The following is a 20,106-nucleotide window of genomic DNA, read 5'->3' on the forward strand; positions in this document are numbered from 1 at the left end:
ACCCCACACCCTGCCCCCACCGAAAAGCTTTTTGCCGCAAACCCCAAGTATTAAGGGGTATGCTGCCGATATGTCCGATGAATGACAATTTTCTAGCGATCGAGCCTTTCCACTACGGAAATTCGAGTTTATTATAAAAAGAAATCCTCTCTCAGGTAAGAGCGGTAGTATGGCTTACTCGACACAGCAGTTAATTGAAATCCTCGAGCGAGAAATGCACGCCACTTGCAAAGGGGAACGTCTGTTACTCTCTCCGGCGGAGCGCATTGATAATCCGGTGATTGCCAAGGCGATCAATCTAGAAAAGGTGGGCAAAGTCTTCGCCTATCAGGATTTTCGCCGCCAAGTTCACGATTATCAACAAAAATATCAGGTTTCGGGCATTATCTGGCGTGTTTGTCAATGGGGCGATCGCACTCTTCGTTATCCCGAAATTCATAATCAATTAGTTCCCGTCGCGGGTGACAAGGAAATTCTCATGGCTGCCAAAGCTTCCGTTTTAGAGTTTTGGAACAGTATCACCCCTAATATGAATTTTTGGTGGGCGCTTAACTCCCGTCCTCCCATTTCTGCCGATTCTCTAGCTGAATTAGTCGCCCAGTCCGAATGGGCGGAGTTAGATGTGGCGCGTACAGAATTATATCTCGGCCTCTGTTGGGGTAATCCTTTAGAACACCAGTATCAATGGGCGCAACCCTTTTCCGGTTGTCATCGCATTATCGCAGCCGTCGATGAACCTAGTTCGATTAAGGTATAAAGGACTTCCAAAAACTAAACCATTCATTCATTCTATTGTAGCCATTGATATCAAAACAGGTGTTTTTGAATTAACAAAAGATATCCTCACAGCTTTCGATCAACTTTTAACCCGATTTTTACAAGAGTTCTTATCTAGTCTTAAATTAGCAAAAGTTGCCAAAAATTAGGGAAAAAGTTCATTGATAAACTGCGCTATCTTCTAGCTTATGTGTGTCAAGAAATCAGCTTTTTACACTAGATAGATAAAGTCATAAAATGTTAACAAATGTTGTCGAAATGGGATGTTTCTACCGCTAAATGTTAAATTTTATTACAGGATGCAACATTTGTGGTCTAGATGGATTTAGATTATCAAAATAAATGGCCAATTAAATACCCTCTTTATCTGATTTGCCCTACCATCACCTCAGTTATTAGTTATCGGTGAAGATTGTTAACTAAACGGTAATGTTTCCCCATGACGGATTTAATTCTACAAAATCGTTACAAAGTCCTGCGATTAATTGCCGATGGTGGTTTCGGAGAGACTTTTTTGGCAGAAGATAGCCAAATGCCTTCAAAACGTCTCTGTCTGATTAAACAGCTAAAACCGATTAATGACAATCCCCAGGTTCACAATCTTGTCAAAGAAAGGTTTGAGCGAGAAGCGGCTATCCTGGAAAAATTGAGCGAAAATAGTCCCCAAATTCCCAAACTATACGCTTATTTTGAGGAAAATAATCAATTTTATTTAGTCGAGGAATTTATCGAGGGAGAAACTCTCAGCCAAAGAATACAGAGTAAAGGAGTTTTTAGCGATGATCAAGTCAAAGAGATTTTAGTTAGTATTCTACAGGTTTTAATTTATGTTCACGGACAAAAAATTATCCATCGAGATATAAAACCCGATAATATCATTCTACGGATTTATGATAATTTACCGATCCTAATTGATTTCGGTGCGGTTAAAGAAACTATGGGAACGGTGGTTTCTAATTCGGGCCATTCTCTTAATTCTATTGTTATCGGTACTCCGGGTTTTATGCCATCAGAACAGGCGATCGGTCGTCCGGTTTATAGTAGTGATCTCTACGCTTTAGGATTGACGGCTATTTATCTACTAACCGGCAAAACTCCTGAAATGTTAGAGAGCGATCCGATGACAGGAAAAATTTATTGGCGGCAGTTCGCTTTAAATACTAATATCAGTTTAGCAGCTGTGTTAGATAAAACTATTTCACTGCGCTCTAACGAACGTTATTTAACCGCAAAAGAGATGTTAGAAGCGCTACAAAATACCCCATCAATTGTAGCAACAAATATCGTTATCCCCGCTGCTACTCCCGCTCCTACTCAAGTAATTTCTCCTGTAACTTCAAAACCTGTTTCTAATCCCCGCACTTTACCTGAATGGGTGAAAGCGATAATTATAGGGAGTATGATCGGTACTGGCATTTTAGGTGGTTTTGTCTTAAGTCATTATCTCTCAAATTCTTCTGGAGATAAATCAATTTCTCCGTCACCTTCCCCAGAGAATCAAGACTCAGATATTACCATTAATAATGAGTTTCCTAAACCTGTCTGTGGAGATGAGAATATCACCGATACTTACTATAAAGTTGTAGTAACTGACGAGGATAGTTTAGAGAGAGTGAAAAATAACTTTTGTCGCGATGCTGTTGTTAATGATGGTAATATTCAGGTGGCAACTTTTAGGGACTTAAATCGCGCTCAAGAGCTACAAAGGCAACTAATTAAATACTTTAATCAAGTTAAAATCACCCAAGGTGTCATCGATACCTCACCGGATCCTGAACCTGTCTATTCACCCGTTCCTCAACGGACAGTTAACTCTATTTCTCGTTCAGAAGCGGTGGATTTAATCGAGCGTTGGTTAAAGGCAAAAAGAGATATTTATGGTCCCTCCTATCAAACCTATTTAGGAGAAGAATTACTTACAGGTAAAGCTTATAATGACAAAATAAAGCGCTCTGATGGTCAAGAAAGTTCTTCCGAATGGTTAGCTAATAATGGTGCTTATTATATCTATGGAGTTCAGAGAATAGATTCAGTTAATAATTTTACATCCTCTGGCGATCAAGCTACAGTGGATGTGGTGGTTACTGAAGAAAGAACCCTCTATAACAGTCAGGGTAAAATTGATCAAAAAAATAGTGCTTTTAGCACTTCATTGGTTCGCTATAATCTTGAAAATGACGAGGGAAAATGGAAAATAGCTAACTCTAGAACTGTTAAAAATTTAGTTCGTAGATAAGTTAAATTAATTCCAAAAGGGGGAGAAGAAAAATGAAAAATAGTTCAGATAAAAACCCATATATACAATCATTGCTGTTAAATTTTCATCTTTAGACAATATTTATAAAGCAATCCTAAAGATAAAGGCAACCTAACCGATTCTATTCAGAATCGTCATTATAAATATCTTGAAGAGTTTTATTTTCGTAGCGTTCCTGATCTTGATTTTTGCCGCGACGGGAAGGACGACGATATTTTTTATTAGCTAATTTGGGTTCGTAGGTTTCTTGACCTGCTTCTTTAATTTTTAACTTTAAACTTGACTCTTTTGTGCTAGTTTTCTGTAATGACTGTTCTCGTGCGATCGCTTCTTCTAAAAACTCTAAATAATGTTGGTAACGTTCCCAATCTCCCCTAACCACACAGTTAGGTTCCCGACGGTGAGTACAATCATTAAATTGACAATTTCCCAAAGCTAAACGCTCTCTCACTTCCGGAAAATAAAAAGTTAATTGTTCCGGTGAACAGTTAATATCCGGTTGGTTAAAACCCGGACTATCGGCCAATAAACCCCGATTTGGTAAAGCAAATAACTCCACATGACGGGTAGTGTGACGACCTTTTTGCAGTTTTCCCGACACATCCCCCACCCGTTGATTAATCTCAGGAATTAGGCAATTAATTAAACTCGATTTTCCCACCCCCGATGGACCGGCCAAGAGAGTGATTTTATGGTTTAATTGTGCCAATAAAGCCTCAAATCCCCGATTTTTCTCGACACTGACAAAAAAGGGCTGGTATCCCCAACTAGCTAGGCGATCGCCCCATATCTCTATTTGTTCCGGTTCTCCCAGATCAATTTTATTGACACAGACCGCAATTTCTAAGCCTGTGGACTCGGCTTTTACCAAAAAACGACTGATCAGCCAAGGATCGAGGACAGGTTCAGCAAGGGCAAAAACTAGCAAAATCTGCTCGATATTGGCAACGGCTGGCCGATCGATCTCGGTACTGCGGGGGAGAACTTCTGCGATCGCACCCTGCCGATCATCAAAATTGGCCTCCTCCACGCGCACCCGATCACCAACCATCACCGACTGACCGATTTTTTGCAAGCGAGCGCGACGGGTACAGAGAAGATTCTCGCCCATAACGGCAGAATCCAAGCGTACCTGATAGAAATTCGCCTGTACAGCCACCACTGTGCCGTATAAATCGGTTAATTGTGCATCTACCATTTAGGAATCGGGGCGATAGACTTTGAGCACAAAAAAGCTATCTCGGTCTTCGATCGATTCTATCTGATAACCCTCCACGGTCAGGCTAGTGGGAACCTGTTCGATCGGTTCCCCGGCATCTAACCAGACTTCCAACCGTTCCCCGGCGGGCATTTTCTCTAATTGCAATTTTGTCCGGACAAAATTAATTGGGCAGGGAGTGCCGCGCAGGTCTAAAGTCATAGTTATTTATGGAAGATATTGCCTAAAAATCCCTCGATGCCGCCTTTCCCCACGGTTTCCCCGCGAACTTTTGCCAATTTTTCCAGTAAATCCCGTTCTTCTCCAGTGACACGGGTAGGAATCGAGATTTTAACGGTAATACGATGATCACCGCGACTGACGGGATTGCCTAATTTGGGAACCCCTTTACTTTCTAAAATCAGTACGGTGTTCGGTTGGGTACCGGCTGGGATAATCAGGTCTTCTTGGCCATCTACCGTATTAACTTTAATAGTACATCCTAAAATCGCTTGGATATAACTAATCGAGATATTCGATTTAATATCATTGCCTTCCCGTTGAAATTCTGCATCTGTTTCCACGGTTAGATAAACGAATAAATCCCCCGGCGGCCCGCCTTTCAGTCCTGCGTCTCCTTCCCGGGCAACGCGCAACTTCATGCCGTTGTCAACCCCTGCGGGGATGGTAATTTTCAGTTTTTTGGTTTCCTGTTTACGTCCGGAGCCGCCGCAAACATCGCATTTTTCCTCGATCACTTCTCCCGCACCGTCACAGGTGGGACAGACCGAAACCTGAGCAAAAGTACCGAAGGGAGTACGGGTGGCACGACGCACCTGACCAGTACCATTGCAAGTAGTACAAGTACGAGAACCAGTCCCCGGTCTGGCCCCACTGCCTTTACAGGTTTGACAGGTTTCCAGATGACGGATGCGGATTTCCTTTTCGCCGCCAAAGACCGCCTCGCGGAATTTTAGTTTAAAATCGAGACGTAGATCCTCGCCCCGGGTAGGGCCTGTGCGTCGGCGGGCCGTTGTTTGGCCGCCCATGCCCCCAAAACCACTAAAGATTGTCTCAAATATATCGGCGAAACCGCCCATATTGTCGGGATCAAAACCGGCAGCGCCCCCAGAAACCCCAGCCTCACCAAAGCGGTCATAACGATTGCGGGTTTCTGGTTCCGAGAGAATTTCGTAGGCGCGGTTAATTTCTTTGAAGTGTTCTTCGGCTCCCGGTTCTTTGTTAACATCGGGGTGGTATTTTCGGGCGAGACGACGATAGGCGCGTTTGATGTCTTCTTTGCCGGCATCTCGCGAGACACCTAGAATTTCGTAGTAATCAGTGGGCATAGGGGGCTATGGTTCTGCTGGCAATTTATAAATAAAGTTTAAGTCTAGTTGTTACTTTAACAAACTATACATAGTAGTTTAGTTGGGTTATCCCTACTATTTCTTTTTGCTGGGGGTTAGGGGTTGGGAAGTGGCAAGTGGGAAGTGGGAAGTGGCAAGTGGGGTGTGGGGAGAAGGGGAGAAAAAAGCTGATTACTGATTACTGATTACTGATCACTTTTTAATCTACGGCCTCATAGTCACTGGTGCTGATTTCTTCGCCATCGTAGGGATCATCATCACTGTCCAATTCGGTGGATTTAGTTTCCAGATTACTATAGGTTCTGGTTCTAGTGCGGGAGAGGGTTGGCCTATTGGTGAAGGTATTCGAGGAAGTAGCCCGGGTGCGGGTGGGTCGAGTCAGTTTTTCGGTGACATCGATCGATTCAAACCCAGCACCGTTAAGGGGTTGGTTTTGCTCTTGTCTCCCCGTGTAGATACGGGTACCGATTTCGAGGACAAGCTGACGAAATTCTGCCAAGGTGGTTTTTAGCTTTTCTGGGGATAGGGAGGGGTCGCGCAGAGCGATTTCCAACTGTTGCCGCTTCTGGTCGGCCAGTTGCCGGATATCGGGGGCGACTAACTGACTGTGTTCCCTGATGGTGACTTCGTAGCTATAGAAAAGACTATCGCACTGCTGGCGAATATCGATCATTTGCAGACGACGGCGATCGGATTCGGCGTATTTTTCGGCTTCTAGGCGCATTTTTTCAATTTCGTTCGGTTTCAGCCCTCCAGTATGGCTAATTAAAATGCTTTGTTCTTTGCCGGTGCCTTGGTCGCTGGCGGCCACTTTCAAGATGCCGTTAACATCGATCTCAAAGGCCACCTCGATTTGTGGCACCCCCCTAGGAGCGGGAGGAATTCCTGTCAGGAGAAATTTACCCAGGGTTTTATTATCCCGGGACATGGTTCTTTCCCCTTGCAGAACATGAATTTCCACGGAAGTTTGACCATCGGCAGCTGTGGAGAAAACCTGAGATTTACTGGTGGGGATAGTGGTATTGCGATCGATAATTTTGGTAAAGACTTCGCCGAGGGTTTCAATGCCGAGGGAAAGGGGGGTGACATCGAGTAGGAGGATATCTTCTACTTCTCCACCTAAAACTCCGGCTTGAATGGCTGCCCCCAAAGCAACGGCCTCATCGGGGTTAACAGAGCGATCGATCTGGCTGGTAGAAAAGAAACGGGAGATTAATTGCTGTACGGCGGGCATTCTGGTGGAACCACCAACGAGAACAACACGATCGATATCGCTAGGCTGCAGTTCGCTATCTTTGAGGGACTGTTGTACGGGTTCGAGGGTTTTTTCCACTAATTCCCTGGTTAATTCCTCGAATTTAGCGCGAGTTAGTTCCAATTCTAGGTGTTTAGGGCTAGTTTCGTCGGCGGCGATGAAGGGGAGATTGATCGAGGTGCTAATCATGCTAGAAAGCTCGATTTTGGCTTTTTCGGCGGCTTCTCGCAGTCTTTGGATCGCCATGCGATCGCTGGACAGATCGATGTTTTCTTGACTTTGAAAGTTCTCCACCAACCACCGCACTAAGAGATTATCAAAATCGTCCCCCCCAAGATGGTTATTGCCGGCCGTGGCTTTCACTTCAAAGACCCCCTTCCCCAGTCGCAGGATGGAAACGTCGAAGGTTCCTCCCCCTAGGTCAAAAACGAGGATATGTTGATCTTCGTTTTGTTTATCTAAACCGTAAGCTAGGGCAGCGGCGGTGGGTTCGTTAATAATTCTTAATACTTCTAGTCCTGCAATCATCCCCGCGTCTTTAGTGGCTTGACGTTGGGCATCGGTAAAATAGGCCGGAACTGTAATCACGGCCTCGTTAATCGCTTCTCCCATATAGGCCTCGGCATCGGCCTTTAATTTTTGCAGGATCATGGCCGAAATTTCTTGGGGGGTAAATTCCCGATCACGAATTTTGATATTGACAGTATCATCGCGACCGCGTTGGCAATGATAGGCAACTCGTCCCCTTTCGGTCTCGGTATCTTGCCAACGCCTACCGATAAAGCGTTTGATGCTATAGACGGTATTTTCGGCATTAGTGACCGCCTGACGTTTGGCCAGTTGTCCCACTAGGCGCTGGCCCTTGCCGAATCCCACGATACTAGGAGTTGTCCTTCCCCCTTCCGAGTTGGGAACTATAATCGGCTGACCTCCCTCGAGTACGGCAATGCAACTGTTGGTTGTCCCTAAGTCGATGCCGATGACTTTTCCCATGACGCTCTAATAATAATGATAGTTAATAGGATACAATCGCTGACAAAAATTATCCCCAAATTAGAAGCGGGCTTTTTACCTCGTCTAATCTTGCCCCGGTTGAAAGCTGGTAGTTTTCCTGCGAGGCTAACAAAACTTGTCGGTAAAGTCCGCAAGCCCGACCAGATCGGTGTAGTGGACTATATATCAAGAGTAACCTAAAACCAGTGATTTTGCTGATGCTTCCGCTTCCTATTCTTTGTAGTATCAAAAAATCACCCTTGGCACTATTTGGCGATCGCTGACCAGATCAAATCCGTTCCCTTCTCCCCACTTCCCACTTTTCCATACCTTGTAAACAGGATTGAGGACAAGCCATACTCAGATAAACTTAGGATAAAATAACCAATAAACTGATCCTAGAGGACTTAATCATGATTAGAGCCTATGCTGCCCAAGAAAAAGGGGGAAAACTAGAGCCTTTTGACTACGATCCGGGCATATTAGCGGATGAAGATGTAGAAATCGCGGTGGAATATTGCGGCATCTGCCACAGTGACCTAAGTATGCTCGATAACGATTGGGGACTGACCACCTATCCCTTTGTCCCTGGCCATGAAGTGGTCGGCACGATCGCCGCTCTTGGTGCTAAAGTCAAAGAGTTAAAATTAGGGCAAAGAGTCGGTCTCGGTTGGTTTTCCCGTTCCTGTTCCACCTGTGAAACCTGTATGTCAGGGGATCAAAACCTTTGTGCTACTGCCGAAGGAACTATCGTCGGTCGCCATGGCGGTTTTGCCGAAAGAGTCCGGGCCCATCATAGTTGGTTAGTTCCCTTGCCGGACCAGTTAGATGCTGCCAAAGCTGGCCCGCTTTTCTGTGGTGGCATTACCGTCTTTAATCCGATTGTCCAATTTAATATTAAACCCACGGCCCGAGTTGGTGTCATTGGTATTGGTGGATTGGGCCATATAGCCTTAAAATTCCTCAAAGCTTGGGGCTGCGAAGTAACCGCTTTTTCCAGTAGTCCCGACAAAGAAACGGAAGCAAAAGAACTAGGAGCGACTCATTTTATCAATTCCAGAGACCCCGAAGCTTTGCAATCGGTACAAAATTACTTTGATTTTATCATCTCTACCGTTAACGTTAATCTCGATTGGGGTCTTTATATCGCCTGTTTACGACCCAAAGGTCGCCTGCATATTGTTGGCGCTGTTCTTGAACCCATGGCTACCTACGCTTTTCCCTTGATTATGGGTCAAAAATCGATTTCCGGCAGTCCTTTGGGTAGTCCCAGTACCGTCAGTAAAATGATTGAATTTGCCTCTCGCCATGGCATTGAACCAGTCACAGAAACCTATCCTATCTCCCGGGTGAATGAAGCCATGGAAAAATTGCGAACCGGACAACCTAAATATCGCCTCGTCTTGCAAATAAAATAAAACCATCTCTATCCCGGACGTAACCCCGATGACTCAACCCCTCACTCCTCCAGTTATCGATTGGGAAGAACCTCCCATTCCCCCGGAAGACTTGATTTTTGATGATGGAGAACCTTTGGAAACCTACCGTCACCGCAAGGCCATGAATGTGTTAATCGATTCTATCGAACAAGCCTATCAGGATCGAGAGGACTTTTTTGTTGGCGGTAATATGTTTATTTACTTTAGCCGTGAGCGGGTTTTTAATAAAGATTTTCGCGGCCCCGATTTTTTCGTTGTCCTCGATATCGATGGTAGTTATAAACGACAAGGATGGGTGGTTTGGAACGAAAACGGACGTTATCCCGATGTGATCGTGGAATTAATGTCAGAAAGCACCGCAAAAATCGATTTAACTATCAAAAAAGACCTCTATGAGCGGACTTTTCGCTGTTCCCAATACTTTGTTTATAATCCCTTTGATGCCACTTCCCTGCAAGGTTGGGCTTTAGACCAAAATCAATGCTATCAAGAAATTATTCCCGACCATCGCGGTTGGTTATGGTGTCAACGTTTGGGATTATGGTTAGGAGTCTGGATGGGCAGCATCCAACGAGAAGAAGCTCCTTGGCTGCGTTTTTATGACCTAGATGGCAATTTAATCCTCCTACCTGCGGAATTAGCCGAAATCGAACGTCAGAATGCTGAAATCGAACGTCAACGGGCCAGGGCTGCCTCTCAACAGGCCGAAAGCGAACGTCAACGCGCGGAACGTTTAGCGGCACAATTACGGCAATTAGGCATAAATCCCGATGAAATCCCGTAATCGGCCCAAGACTGACCCCTATCTCTAAAAATCGAAAGCCCACACCTTCCGATTTCGGTTTGTGTGGGCTGATTGTTCACTTAATTCTAAGATTGAAAGCTGACACTTTGGCGAAATCTCAGAGCCTAACTCAGAGTAGCACCAGAGCGATCATAAGTTTAGGAAGAAAAGTCGGCCGAGAAGCGACGTTGAACGGTTTCCCCGTGGCCATTGTCATTGTCAATACCGATTTCAGAAGCACTTCTGCCTAACATCGATTGTTGACGATTTTTGACGGCGTGGTGGTGACGTATCATTAAGGCACGAGCTTGTTGTTCTGTGGACATAATCATTTCCTCCGATCTGCAAATAGTGTTTAGAACTTTTTTAATCACCCACTAATATATATAACATACAATTCTGTATCTATTTTTACAAAATGCCCTATTCCCAGAAAAATTCACAAAACTTTACAATAGGAGACAGGAGGACTCCAAAGAACCTAGGTGACGAATACCCATAGCTACTTGGGACTGTTGAATGATTTGATCAGATAAATCGAGGACTTCCACCAATATTATCCTAAATCCCTTGAGATCGTAGGTTGGGTTGAACGATAGTGAAACCCAACACTTTTAAATAATTGGGTTGGGTTTCGTTCCTCAACCCAACCTACGGCTCAAAAAAAAATCGATCCGCCTAGGGGCGGGAAAAAGAGAAAAATTGAAAAAAGGGTAAAAAGGGTAAAAAGAAAATAAGGGTTACAGAGTCCTCCCAGCACCGCACACCACCCGAAAACCGTTGAGGATGTTGACGAAGTCGCGGCGGTCGGTGCGGTTGCGGAAAGCGGAACGGCAGTTACCAGGATTGAAGCACCAAGAACCGCCCCGCAGTATTTGAAAATGATTATCCTTTATCAGCCAAGCACTGCCATCCTTTGGCGCTCCGATATAGTTATCGTGCCGATTGTCTTCGCACCACTCCCAAACATTGCCACTCATGTCATAGAGTCCCCAAGCATTAGGCTTTTTCTGGCCCACAGGATGAGTTTTATCCTGAGAATTTCCGTCATACCAAGCGTAATCTCCTAGCTGATTGGCATCATCACCAAAATAATAGCGAGTAGTAGTCCCCCCACGACAGGCATATTCCCATTCCGCTTCTGTGGGGAGGCGATAGGTTTTGCCAGTTATTTGACTCAATTTTTGACAAAAAGCTTGAGCCTCGTTCCAATTAACCTGTTCTACCGGATTTTGGGGATTGTTTTTAAACCAATTTTTAAAATGAGAGGGATTGGTTCCCATTACTGCTTCATATTGTGCCTGAGTCACTGGATATTTCCCAATCGCAAAACTGTTGACTTTAACTTGGTGTGGAGGTTTTTCATTACTTGCAGCATCGGGATCACTATCAGGAGAACCCATGAGAAATTGACCTGCTGGTAAGCTCACCATCTCTAGTGTGACTCGGTTGGATATTTTTTCGGTAAATGGAGTAGGTGAAACAGGCTTTTTGACTGCTGCTGGTGCTGGTGGAGGTGACGGGGGAGAATTCCATCCCACAGGTTGTAAGGCATTTAAAACCTGTTGTGCTGTCCATCTTTGTTTTCTATCTTTTTGCAAACACCCTTCAATAATCGGTTTAAACTCTTTCGGTAAACTAGGGATTTGTAGCTCACAATTCATCACCTTGGCCATTAATTGATTAATATCATTATTAAACTTATAGGGAAGTTGATTAGTGGTCATTTCGATTAACATAATACCTAATGACCACAGATCCCAAGCTGAGGAAATATCCCCCCTAAAGGCTTCGGGAGGCATATAAATAATTGTACCGCTATTGTGGACGGTTTGAGTGTGGCTTTTGTTATTTAAAGTTCTAATTAAGCCAAAATCTGCTAACTTGTATTGTTGATTAACCTTGAGGATATTACCCGGTTTTAAATCTCGATGGACTTTATTTTGTCCATGAAGATAATTTAAGCCCTGGGCGACTTGAGCAGTAATATTTTTAATCTCACTTGATGACAAACTGCCTTTGGCGATGTGATTTTCTAGGCTACCCTGTGCCAATTCCATCACTAAATAAAGCATTTCTGTATTAAGAAAAGTAAATTCCCCCACTGAATAAGCCTTAATTAAATTAGAATGTTCTAACTTTCTGGCATTTTGTAACTCATTTAATTTATCATCGCTACTTTCGGGGATAACTTTAATGGCAACTTCTTGAACCGATGTATTTCTGACCATTTCACTAGCATGAAATACACCCCCAAAACCACCCGCACCAAGAAACTTATTAAGACGATAAGAGTTTATTCGTTGCCCTTCTAACATCCTCATCATTTGGTCTAGCATAATAATAACTCCACGATTTAACATTACCTATAATCATTGCAGCAAATTCGCCCCAATCAAACCGACTCGATCAAATGCTCGATGTCCGATTCTAACGAACCAAATTTGGGCATCGGTCAATCGGGTTAAAAGTTGATTTGGAAACTGTGAGGATATCTTTGGCTAATTCAAAAGCACCTGTTTTGATATCAATAACTACAATCTTCCCATGATTGTCCTTCTCAACCTGCTGACGCAGCCGAGACTGATAGATTTCCTGTCCACGTCGGACAAATTTTTCTTTGTTATAGCAAGGGTGTTGTAATGTCATTAGTTAGACCCTGTTGCAACGTTTGTCCCTCTATTTTAATCTAGGCTTTCAGCTTTGCTGTCAGTGGGGAATAATAGTCACCCCATTTCTTGAAAAATATTAAGAGATGTAACTATTTATGCCTAAGCTAGAAAGTGATTACTCAACAGGGGTGAGATCAGGATAGTCTAGATCGAGCAGTCAGATAGATGTTTAGTTAAATTCCTACTTCAGATATGTCCGTTTCTAGTCCTCCTCGTTCCCTGCGTATCGGTTCGCGTAAAAGTCAGTTAGCCCTAGTACAAACCTATTGGGTACAGGCAGAATTGAGTAAACACCACCCCCATCGACAGTTTGAGGTGGAGACGATGAGTACCCAAGGCGATAAAATTCTCGATGTGGCCCTGGCGAAAATCGGTGATAAGGGTTTATTTACCAAAGAATTAGAAGTGGGAATGTTGGATAGATCGATCGATCTTGCCGTCCATTCTCTCAAGGATCTGCCCACTAATTTGCCCGAAGGCTTAATCTTGGGTTGCGTCACCGAAAGAGTTAATCCGGCCGATGCTTTGGTGGTAAATAGCGAAAACCAAGACTATCAATTAGACACTTTACCAGAAGGTGCAGTGGTGGGGACTTCTTCCCTGCGGCGATTGGCCCAGTTGCGTTACCATTATCCCCATTTGACTTTTAAAGATGTGCGCGGCAATGTTAACACCCGTCTGGCAAAACTGGACGCGGGAGAATACGACGCGATTATTCTGGCAGTAGCGGGATTGGAAAGGTTAGGATTAGGCGATCGAGTTCATCAGGTTATTCCGGCGGAGATTTCTCTCCATGCGGTGGGACAGGGGGCTTTAGGGATAGAATGCCGCGATGCTGATCCGGAGGTTTTGGAAGTCCTAAAAGTGTTGGAACACGCCCCTAGCCGCGATAGATGCTATGCTGAACGCGCTTTTTTACGCGAGTTGGAGGGGGGTTGTCAAGTTCCCATCGGAGTCAATACGGCGATCGAGGATGGTATCCTAACTTTAACGGGTATGGTGGCTAGTCTCGACGGTAAGCGCCTGATTAAGGACTCGGTTAGCGGTGATCCTAGCCATGGGGAAGTCTTAGGACGAGATTTAGCCCATAAAGTGCGCGAGGCTGGTGCTGGGGAGATTTTAGCCGAGATTTTCGCTGAAGTGGGCCGATAATCAGTTATCAGTGATCAGTTATCAGTGGGTAAGTTATCAGTTATCAGTCTTAAACAGCAAAAAGCTCCAGTGCCTCTCCCATGCAGTTTTAACAAGTGATGTGGATAGGCAAGCAGCTGATCAGTATTGCAGCAATTCTCCCAGTATCGAGATTTAATTGACTTCAGTTCGATTGATAGTCTTCTCCGCCGGGATGAGAGAATCGCCTTTCGGAGTCAGGAAATTGTGCAGGATGTGACGATTTTGAATTAAAACTAAAACTGCGATCGCTAAGAGAAAATAACCAAAACCTTTTTGTAACTGTTTTGCGGACACAAACTGTCCCAGATAGGAACCGATAAGAGTACCGAGAGCAGCCGCAAAAGCAAAGGATAGGGTTAACTGCCAATCGACGCTAATATGACCTAAATAACCCAGTAATCCAGCTACAGAATTGAGGAAAATAATCAGCAGGGAAGTGGCGATCGCTTGAACCATGGGGATTTTACCCAATAATACCAGCGCGGGAACGATAGCGAAGCCTCCCCCAACCCCAACTAATCCCGTCAGGACACCCACAGCAATTCCTTCGCTCATTAACCAGAGCCAGCAATATCGGCACACTGGTTGGGGGTAGAGAGTCAGATTTTTTTGGCGATCGCGGGCTTTATAATCAGGATTATCTATCTGTGTTGATCTACTAATCATAAAGGCTGCTGCTACTACCATTAGTGTTGCAAACAGGAGCATCTGGAAGGTGGCAGTGACAAAGGGTAATGTGGCTAATCTTGCTCCCAAAAAAGCCCCTACCATCGTCGCAGAACCGAAGATAAAAGCGGTTTTTAAGTTAATGTTGCCTTTTTTCCAGTGGGGAATCGTGCCGAGTAAACTGACACTACCGATGACTAGAAGCGTCATAGCGATCGCCGATTTGGTCGGTACCCCCATCACATAGACTAGAATCGGTAATGCTAGTACAGAACCTCCTCCTCCCAGCAATCCCAGACTAATCCCCGTACAAACGGCTAATAAATGTCCAATTAACCAAGTCATTTCAGTTATCAGTGATCAGTGATCAGTTATCAGTTTCTGAAGGCAACAGGCCCCAAGTAAAGAATCTGACAATTCTCCTACCTAAAAAGAAGGCTAGAAACTAAGTACATCTTAGGTTTTAGATTCTTCTCTTGTTATCAGTTATCAGCAAATCATATTTCATTATTTACTGGTTACTGATTACTGATGACTGATTACTGCTTACTGATGGGGTTGATTATAGGGAAGTTTAGCCAGAAGCATAGCTAAAGCACAGGTATTACTAATCCCTGCAAAAACTAGACCAGAACCGACAAAACCGCTTAAAATCAGGAACCAAGGCGAGAGAAAGGCTCCTAATACTGTTCCGAGGACTACTAAGGAACCAGCGACGATCTGCACCTGACGGAATAGGCTAATTGGGGCATTTTGGTCTTTTTCGGTGGCATAACCCGCACTTTTCCAAGTATTTAAGCCGTTTTTTAGCTGGGCAACTTGGCTAAATCCTGCCGCAATCAGTTTTTGTGCCGCTACAGTGGATCTGCTGCCGGAATTACAATAGAGAACTAGGGTTTGATTGGGGTCAAAAGCGATCGAATTAGGGTTAAAACTGGAAAGTGGTACTAATTTCGCCCCTGGAATGCGATCGCTGGCGTACTCCCCCGGTTCTCGCACGTCAATTAAGCAAACTTCTCCGCGCTCAATTAAGTTTTTTAAAGTATGGGCATCAAATTCTAGTAATTTTGCTTGATTTGTGGTATTGGTCATCGTTAATCTCCTGAATAGATCTTTAAGCTAAAACAACTCCTAAATTACCGCATCCTTGGTTAGCGGGAACTGCCTCCATGATCTTTTTGGGATCTGGTAAATTAAGACTGTTCATAAACTCGATAAATTGTCTGCGGTTACGTCCGACAAAACGGGGATTGTATTGTTTTTCTTCGGCAATGGTGGAGACAGTTAAACCGCGATAGTCGTGGCCAGGATAAACTAGGGTACTATCGGGGAGAGTGAAAAGTTTTTGCGTGACCGAATCAAAGAGAGTACCAGCATCGCCGCTTTGGAAGTCGGTACGACCACAACCCCGGATAAATAGGGCATCTCCTGTCAAAATATGACTGTTATTGACTAAATAGGCTAGATGACTATCGGTGTGGCCAGGAGTAGTGATCGCTTTGATGGTGATATTTCCTAGTAACAATTCCTCTCCATCTGCTAGATGGCGATCGGCACAGGCTACTTGGGCATTTTCGGGAACTATACCCAGACAGCCTGTGATTTGCCTTAATTTTCCAGTTCCTGTGACGTGATCGGCGTGAATATGGGTTTCTAAACAGTATTTTAGCGTTAATCCTAGCTCCCGTAATTGCCGATCATCCCTTTCCACCTGTTCCCGCACTGGATCCACCAATACCGCTTCCTTGCTGACGGGATCGGCAATCAAATAAGTATAAGTGCTGGTTTCGGGATCGAACATCTGACGGAATAGCATGATCTCTGACTCCCTTTGTATAACTTTATAACTATACTACCATATACTTATAAATTTGTAGGAACCCTCTAGCAGGATTAATTTTTGGGCTTTATCTCACTGTCGAGTCAAGAGGCAAAAATACAAATAAAGCGAGAACTGTCGCTCTTACAGTTCCCGCTCTATTATTGTTGTATTGTTGGAGTATCTAACCCCCAAATATTGAGTTAAATTAGTACAAATCTTCTTCTTTGTGGGTGACGATCACACAGTCAGAAGTAGGATAGGCGACACAGGTGAGGACATAACCCGCTTTAATTTGATCGTCATCTAAGAAGGATTGATCGGATTGATCAACGCTACCAGATGCGATTTGACCAGCACAAGCAGAACAAGCACCAGCACGGCAAGAAAAGGGTAAATCTAATCCTTGTTCTTCTGCTGCCTCGAGAATATATTCATTATCGGGAACATCAATTTTATGGTCGCCATCGGGTGTTTTCAGGGTGACTTTATAAGTGGTTGTCTTTGTTTTCTTTGCCATAGGTTGTTCCTCAGCCTCAAAATGCCTTTTCTCGCCGTTTAAACTGAACGGGTCGAATGAGTTTCCTTTCTGATACTACGCGAAAATTTACCCAGCTTAACTTAGCATTAGTAATGACAGTCTTAAATAAACTTAAAATAATATTTACTTATCACTTTAGCAGATTAGCTGTTTAATTAAAAGTTGATACAATAGCCTAGTCTCATAAAATAAAAGTCTGCATAGCCTATCCTTTCCTAATGCCTTAAAAAGGGTTGATTCGGAGAAATAGCGCCAAGAGCGTCAGCAGACAACTGAGAACGCACCAAACCGAAGAAAATCTAGTAGAAATGATTTGGCTACAGTTAACAAGTCTTTTGAGCAGATTTTAGGGGATGGCGAAAAGTTTTCTTGTGGTTAAACGACTGTTCGAGTTTTTTGTAAATTTCAATTATTGAATTTTCCTAACCTTAAAAAATACGATACCTTTTCACATTTTATTTAAGGATGCTATAGCTAACAAAGTTAATCCGACTGGGGATTGGAAATTGTACTCGTCACTATTTAAATTGTCATCGTCATGATCTAATCAGTTAAGAGATTTAGCAAAATTTCCGGGGGTCAGTTTTAGTAACTGCATAATGATATATTGTCTTAAGCGATCGCGGCTTTGAGCCAGTGCATTAACAAACAAACTATAATCCGCTGGACAGCATTTCTGATAATTTGAACTGCCTAGGAGAAATTTTAGTACAAATGCTCGGACTTACCACTCCGGTACTCATTGAGATAGTCAACAGCTGATCGCAGCCACTTCTTTTTTACCATATTTAGCTACACTTTGCTTCTCATGGGGATTTTAGGCTTTTTCGTCACCCCGTCAGAGTTAAGAGCAAAACAGAGACAGTAGCGAAGCTCAACCCGATGATTAGCTAATGGTATCCATAAACATCTTCAATGCTGCTTTTGAGAAGGAGAGGGGTTGCTAAAGCCTCTATAATAAGTAGCCATAGAGATGCCGACAACTTCCCCTGTCGATAGCGAATACGAATAAGGAGAAAAAAAACCCAGTGTTTGTCCTCAAAGGTTACGAGTATTTTCTAGGATTTCTGCTCGCTTGCAGTTTAGTACCAATCCTATCCCTAACGGCCTCCAAAGTCCTGCGGCCTAGTGGTGGCGGTCCGGAAAGACGCACCACCTATGAATCGGGGATGGAACCGATCGGCGGTGCTTGGATTCAGTTTAACATTCGTTATTATATGTTTGCCCTCGTTTTCGTGGTTTTTGACGTAGAAACCGTCTTTCTCTACCCTTGGGCAGTAGCTTTCAATCAATTGGGCCTATTAGCTTTTGTAGAAGCATTGATCTTTATTGCTATCCTTGTGGTTGCTCTCGTCTATGCTTGGCGGAAAGGAGCCTTAGAATGGTCATAACCGCCATAATTTTCCTGATTTTTGACTTTTCATGAGAGGATAACCCGATGAGTCCCAACCCTACCAGCGAATTTAAGCAAATTATCGAACAACAAAGCGAAAAAATCCTCAATCCCATCGAACGCACCAAAGTTACCCAGGATTTATCGGAAAATGTCATCCTTACCACCGTTGATGACCTGTATAACTGGGCGCGTTTGTCAAGTCTTTGGCCGATGCTATACGGTACAGCTTGCTGTTTTATCGAGTTCGCGGCCTTGATTGGTTCCCGTTTTGATTTCGATCGCTTTGGTTTAGTTCCCCGTTCTAGTCCCCGGCAAGCCGATTTAATCATCACTGCCGGTACAGTTACCATGAAAATGGCCCCCGCTTTGGTGCGTCTGTACGAAGAAATGCCAGAACCTAAATACGTTATCGCCATGGGTGCCTGTACGATTACGGGAGGAATGTTCAGCAGTGACTCCACTACCGCAGTCAGAGGGGTAGATAAACTTATCCCCGTGGATGTCTATATACCCGGTTGTCCCCCCCGTCCGGAAGCGATTATCGACGCGATTATTAAACTGCGGAAAAAAGTCGCTAACGAATCTATTCAAGAACGCGGGACTGTTCTCCAGCAAACCAATCGTTATTACAGCACCACCCACAAAATGCAGGCCACGGAACCGATTCTTACGGGTAAATATCTACAATCGGCTACCCGTCAAACACCTCCGAAAGAGTTACTAGAAGCCACTGGTATGCCTGTTCCTCCCGCTCTTTTGACCACGAAACAAAAGGAAGAAATCTAAATGACTGAAGAAACCACAGCTATTGTGCAAGCTGGCCCCACTTCGATTTGGTTAAGCGAAAATGGTTTTGATCATCAAGCTTTAGAAGCTGACCATAGTGGTGTGGAATTGATTAAAGTAGAACCAGAATTTTTAATTCCTCTGGCCACTGCTTTATTCGCTTATGGCTTTAATTATCTCCAATGTCAGGGCGCTTACGATTTGGGACCGGGTAAGGAATTAGTTAGTTTCTATCATCTGGTCAAAGTAACCGATAATGTCGATAGTCCCGTGGAAGTGCGATTAAAAGTCTTTCTTCCTAGAGATAATCCCCGGGTTGCTTCGGTTTACTGGATTTGGAAAGCTGCTGACTGGCAAGAACGAGAAAGTTATGATATGTTCGGTATTATTTATGAAGGACATCCCCACCTGAAACGGATTTTAATGCCAGAAGATTGGGTCGGTTGGCCTCTACGCAAAGATTACGTTTCTCCCGAATTCTACGAACTACAGGACGCTTACTAAGTCGAGAATTTAATCACTAATTAGGTTATTCATCCTATGGGGTTGGAAGATATTTCTAGCCCGATTTTTTTTTGATACTAAATCCGTTGAGTATAAGTAGGTAGATATTAAAAACGATCAGTTCCCCCCTTATCAAGGGGGCTATCCATTAGTCAGATCTTTCTTAACAAAAAGAGAAGAAACTTAAAAAAAGGGGAAACGATTGATAGGTATAGTTTTGAAAGAAGGAATTAAGGTGGAGGTAAGCAAAAAAATGGAGAAATGGGCAGCCCAAGAATTACAATATGCAGACCTAGGGGACACCAGAAGAAAGAAAAGGTTAATCAGTATCGTAGAAAACTTGGCCAGTCAACCTAGTACAAGTGTGCCACAAGCTTCGGGAAATCTAGCCGCAGCGAGTGCCACCTACGACTTTTGGAATTCCCCCTATTTTCACCCCTCAGATATAATTGCCGCCCAAGCTAAAAGTACAGTAG

Annotated in this window: 20 protein-coding genes and 1 pseudogene; 10 read left to right on the forward strand and 11 right to left on the reverse strand. The window is 43.9% G+C overall.

The window, feature by feature from the left end:
* Positions 1-169: 169 nt before the first annotated feature.
* From IQ224_RS12275 to IQ224_RS12280, 3 genes are all read left to right on the forward strand, one after another.
* The gene (locus tag IQ224_RS12275; RefSeq protein ID WP_194033001.1) at positions 170-757 is read left to right on the forward strand and encodes a hypothetical protein; all 588 of its coding nucleotides are present in this window, start codon (positions 170-172) and stop codon (positions 755-757) included.
* Positions 732-926 (forward strand): hypothetical protein, encoded by a 195-nt coding sequence (locus IQ224_RS24130; protein WP_002739374.1) that lies wholly within the window; start codon positions 732-734, stop codon positions 924-926. The genes IQ224_RS12275 and IQ224_RS24130 overlap by 26 nt, the downstream gene beginning before the upstream one ends.
* Positions 927-1,216: 290 nt before the next feature.
* Positions 1,217-3,013, forward strand: coding sequence for an IMS domain-containing protein (locus IQ224_RS12280; protein ID WP_194033002.1), 1,797 nt, complete (start codon positions 1,217-1,219; stop codon positions 3,011-3,013).
* 142 nt (positions 3,014-3,155) lie between these two features.
* On the opposite strand, the gene rsgA is transcribed toward IQ224_RS12280, so the two are convergent.
* The 4 genes from rsgA to dnaK all read right to left on the reverse strand — a co-directional run bounded on the left by rsgA (position 3,156) and on the right by dnaK (position 7,850).
* Positions 3,156-4,232: a small ribosomal subunit biogenesis GTPase RsgA gene (rsgA, locus tag IQ224_RS12285; RefSeq protein WP_194033003.1), complete on the reverse strand. Its 1,077-nt coding sequence runs from the start codon at positions 4,230-4,232 to the stop codon at positions 3,156-3,158.
* Positions 4,233-4,454 carry a sulfurtransferase TusA family protein gene (locus IQ224_RS12290; RefSeq protein ID WP_002792863.1) on the reverse strand — a complete coding sequence of 74 codons (222 nt, stop codon included), beginning with the start codon at positions 4,452-4,454 and terminating at the stop codon, positions 4,233-4,235. It lies immediately after the preceding gene.
* A gap of 2 nt (positions 4,455-4,456) precedes the next feature.
* On the reverse strand, positions 4,457-5,581 hold the full coding sequence (dnaJ, locus tag IQ224_RS12295) for a molecular chaperone DnaJ (protein WP_002792864.1): 1,125 nt from the start codon (positions 5,579-5,581) through the stop codon (positions 4,457-4,459).
* 220 nt (positions 5,582-5,801) lie between these two features.
* Positions 5,802-7,850, reverse strand: a complete 2,049-nt coding sequence (gene dnaK, locus IQ224_RS12300; RefSeq protein ID WP_002748745.1) for a molecular chaperone DnaK — start codon at positions 7,848-7,850, stop codon at positions 5,802-5,804.
* Between the two features lie 413 nt (positions 7,851-8,263).
* Between dnaK and IQ224_RS12305 the strand changes: the two genes are divergently transcribed.
* Together IQ224_RS12305 and IQ224_RS12310 are read left to right on the forward strand one after the other, a co-directional pair.
* Positions 8,264-9,268 (forward strand): NAD(P)-dependent alcohol dehydrogenase, encoded by a 1,005-nt coding sequence (locus IQ224_RS12305; protein WP_002738510.1) that lies wholly within the window; start codon positions 8,264-8,266, stop codon positions 9,266-9,268.
* A 28-nt stretch (positions 9,269-9,296) separates the two neighbouring features.
* Entirely contained in the window at positions 9,297-10,073 is a 777-nt protein-coding gene (locus IQ224_RS12310) for a Uma2 family endonuclease (protein WP_002748743.1), read from the forward strand.
* A 158-nt stretch (positions 10,074-10,231) separates the two neighbouring features.
* Here the strand turns inward: IQ224_RS12310 and IQ224_RS12315 are convergent, their stop codons facing one another.
* From IQ224_RS12315 to IQ224_RS24135, 3 genes and pseudogenes are all read right to left on the reverse strand, one after another.
* On the reverse strand, positions 10,232-10,399 hold the full coding sequence (locus IQ224_RS12315; RefSeq protein ID WP_002748741.1) for a hypothetical protein: 168 nt from the start codon (positions 10,397-10,399) through the stop codon (positions 10,232-10,234).
* Positions 10,400-10,813: 414 nt separating this feature from the next.
* Positions 10,814-12,412 (reverse strand): SUMF1/EgtB/PvdO family nonheme iron enzyme, encoded by a 1,599-nt coding sequence (locus IQ224_RS12320; protein ID WP_194033004.1) that lies wholly within the window; start codon positions 12,410-12,412, stop codon positions 10,814-10,816.
* A gap of 33 nt (positions 12,413-12,445) precedes the next feature.
* Positions 12,446-12,722 (reverse strand): annotated as a pseudogene (locus tag IQ224_RS24135) (hypothetical protein).
* A gap of 215 nt (positions 12,723-12,937) precedes the next feature.
* Here IQ224_RS24135 and hemC point away from each other — a divergent pair.
* On the forward strand, positions 12,938-13,897 hold the full coding sequence (gene hemC, locus IQ224_RS12325) for a hydroxymethylbilane synthase (protein WP_194033005.1): 960 nt from the start codon (positions 12,938-12,940) through the stop codon (positions 13,895-13,897).
* Between the two features lie 153 nt (positions 13,898-14,050).
* Here hemC and IQ224_RS12330 read toward each other — a convergent pair whose 3' ends face one another.
* The 4 genes from IQ224_RS12330 to IQ224_RS12345 form a co-directional block, all read right to left on the reverse strand.
* Complete coding sequence (locus IQ224_RS12330) at positions 14,051-14,929, reverse strand: sulfite exporter TauE/SafE family protein (RefSeq protein ID WP_194033006.1); 879 nt, start codon at positions 14,927-14,929, stop codon at positions 14,051-14,053.
* A gap of 201 nt (positions 14,930-15,130) precedes the next feature.
* Positions 15,131-15,676: a rhodanese-like domain-containing protein gene (locus tag IQ224_RS12335; RefSeq protein ID WP_002748723.1), complete on the reverse strand. Its 546-nt coding sequence runs from the start codon at positions 15,674-15,676 to the stop codon at positions 15,131-15,133.
* Positions 15,677-15,698: 22 nt separating this feature from the next.
* A complete protein-coding gene (locus IQ224_RS12340) occupies positions 15,699-16,400 on the reverse strand; it encodes an MBL fold metallo-hydrolase (RefSeq protein WP_036403016.1) in 702 nt (233 codons plus the stop codon).
* A gap of 211 nt (positions 16,401-16,611) precedes the next feature.
* Positions 16,612-16,923, reverse strand: a complete 312-nt coding sequence (locus IQ224_RS12345) for a 2Fe-2S iron-sulfur cluster-binding protein (RefSeq protein WP_002748720.1) — start codon at positions 16,921-16,923, stop codon at positions 16,612-16,614.
* A gap of 1,049 nt (positions 16,924-17,972) precedes the next feature.
* On the opposite strand from IQ224_RS12345, the gene ndhC reads away from it, so the two are divergent.
* From ndhC to IQ224_RS12365, 4 genes are all read left to right on the forward strand, one after another.
* The gene (ndhC, locus tag IQ224_RS12350) at positions 17,973-18,335 is read left to right on the forward strand and encodes a photosynthetic/respiratory NAD(P)H-quinone oxidoreductase subunit C (RefSeq protein WP_002739390.1); all 363 of its coding nucleotides are present in this window, start codon (positions 17,973-17,975) and stop codon (positions 18,333-18,335) included.
* Between the two features lie 47 nt (positions 18,336-18,382).
* Positions 18,383-19,126, forward strand: coding sequence for a photosynthetic/respiratory NAD(P)H-quinone oxidoreductase subunit K (gene ndhK, locus IQ224_RS12355; RefSeq protein ID WP_002748718.1), 744 nt, complete (start codon positions 18,383-18,385; stop codon positions 19,124-19,126).
* On the forward strand, positions 19,127-19,630 hold the full coding sequence (locus tag IQ224_RS12360) for an NAD(P)H-quinone oxidoreductase subunit J (RefSeq protein WP_002748717.1): 504 nt from the start codon (positions 19,127-19,129) through the stop codon (positions 19,628-19,630).
* 253 nt (positions 19,631-19,883) lie between these two features.
* Positions 19,884-20,106 (forward strand): transposase (locus IQ224_RS12365; protein WP_130757148.1); only part of this gene is annotated, 223 nt, incomplete at its 3' end.

The sequence above is a fragment of the Microcystis sp. LEGE 00066 genome (assembly GCF_015207925.1).
GTDB classification, from domain to species: domain Bacteria; phylum Cyanobacteriota; class Cyanobacteriia; order Cyanobacteriales; family Microcystaceae; genus Microcystis; species Microcystis ichthyoblabe_A.

Coding starts and splice junctions, on each gene's coding strand:
- IQ224_RS12275 (WP_194033001.1), top strand. CDS start 170: ATGGCTTACTCGACACAGCAGTTAATTGAAATCCTCGAGCGAGAAATG.
- IQ224_RS24130 (WP_002739374.1), top strand. CDS start 732: ATGAACCTAGTTCGATTAAGGTATAAAGGACTTCCAAAAACTAAACCA.
- IQ224_RS12280 (WP_194033002.1), top strand. CDS start 1,217: ATGACGGATTTAATTCTACAAAATCGTTACAAAGTCCTGCGATTAATT.
- rsgA (WP_194033003.1), bottom strand. CDS start 4,232: ATGGTAGATGCACAATTAACCGATTTATACGGCACAGTGGTGGCTGTA.
- IQ224_RS12290 (WP_002792863.1), bottom strand. CDS start 4,454: ATGACTTTAGACCTGCGCGGCACTCCCTGCCCAATTAATTTTGTCCGG.
- dnaJ (WP_002792864.1), bottom strand. CDS start 5,581: ATGCCCACTGATTACTACGAAATTCTAGGTGTCTCGCGAGATGCCGGC.
- dnaK (WP_002748745.1), bottom strand. CDS start 7,850: ATGGGAAAAGTCATCGGCATCGACTTAGGGACAACCAACAGTTGCATT.
- IQ224_RS12305 (WP_002738510.1), top strand. CDS start 8,264: ATGATTAGAGCCTATGCTGCCCAAGAAAAAGGGGGAAAACTAGAGCCT.
- IQ224_RS12310 (WP_002748743.1), top strand. CDS start 9,297: ATGACTCAACCCCTCACTCCTCCAGTTATCGATTGGGAAGAACCTCCC.
- IQ224_RS12315 (WP_002748741.1), bottom strand. CDS start 10,399: ATGTCCACAGAACAACAAGCTCGTGCCTTAATGATACGTCACCACCAC.
- IQ224_RS12320 (WP_194033004.1), bottom strand. CDS start 12,412: ATGCTAGACCAAATGATGAGGATGTTAGAAGGGCAACGAATAAACTCT.
- hemC (WP_194033005.1), top strand. CDS start 12,938: ATGTCCGTTTCTAGTCCTCCTCGTTCCCTGCGTATCGGTTCGCGTAAA.
- IQ224_RS12330 (WP_194033006.1), bottom strand. CDS start 14,929: ATGACTTGGTTAATTGGACATTTATTAGCCGTTTGTACGGGGATTAGT.
- IQ224_RS12335 (WP_002748723.1), bottom strand. CDS start 15,676: ATGACCAATACCACAAATCAAGCAAAATTACTAGAATTTGATGCCCAT.
- IQ224_RS12340 (WP_036403016.1), bottom strand. CDS start 16,400: ATGCTATTCCGTCAGATGTTCGATCCCGAAACCAGCACTTATACTTAT.
- IQ224_RS12345 (WP_002748720.1), bottom strand. CDS start 16,923: ATGGCAAAGAAAACAAAGACAACCACTTATAAAGTCACCCTGAAAACA.
- ndhK (WP_002748718.1), top strand. CDS start 18,383: ATGAGTCCCAACCCTACCAGCGAATTTAAGCAAATTATCGAACAACAA.
- IQ224_RS12360 (WP_002748717.1), top strand. CDS start 19,127: ATGACTGAAGAAACCACAGCTATTGTGCAAGCTGGCCCCACTTCGATT.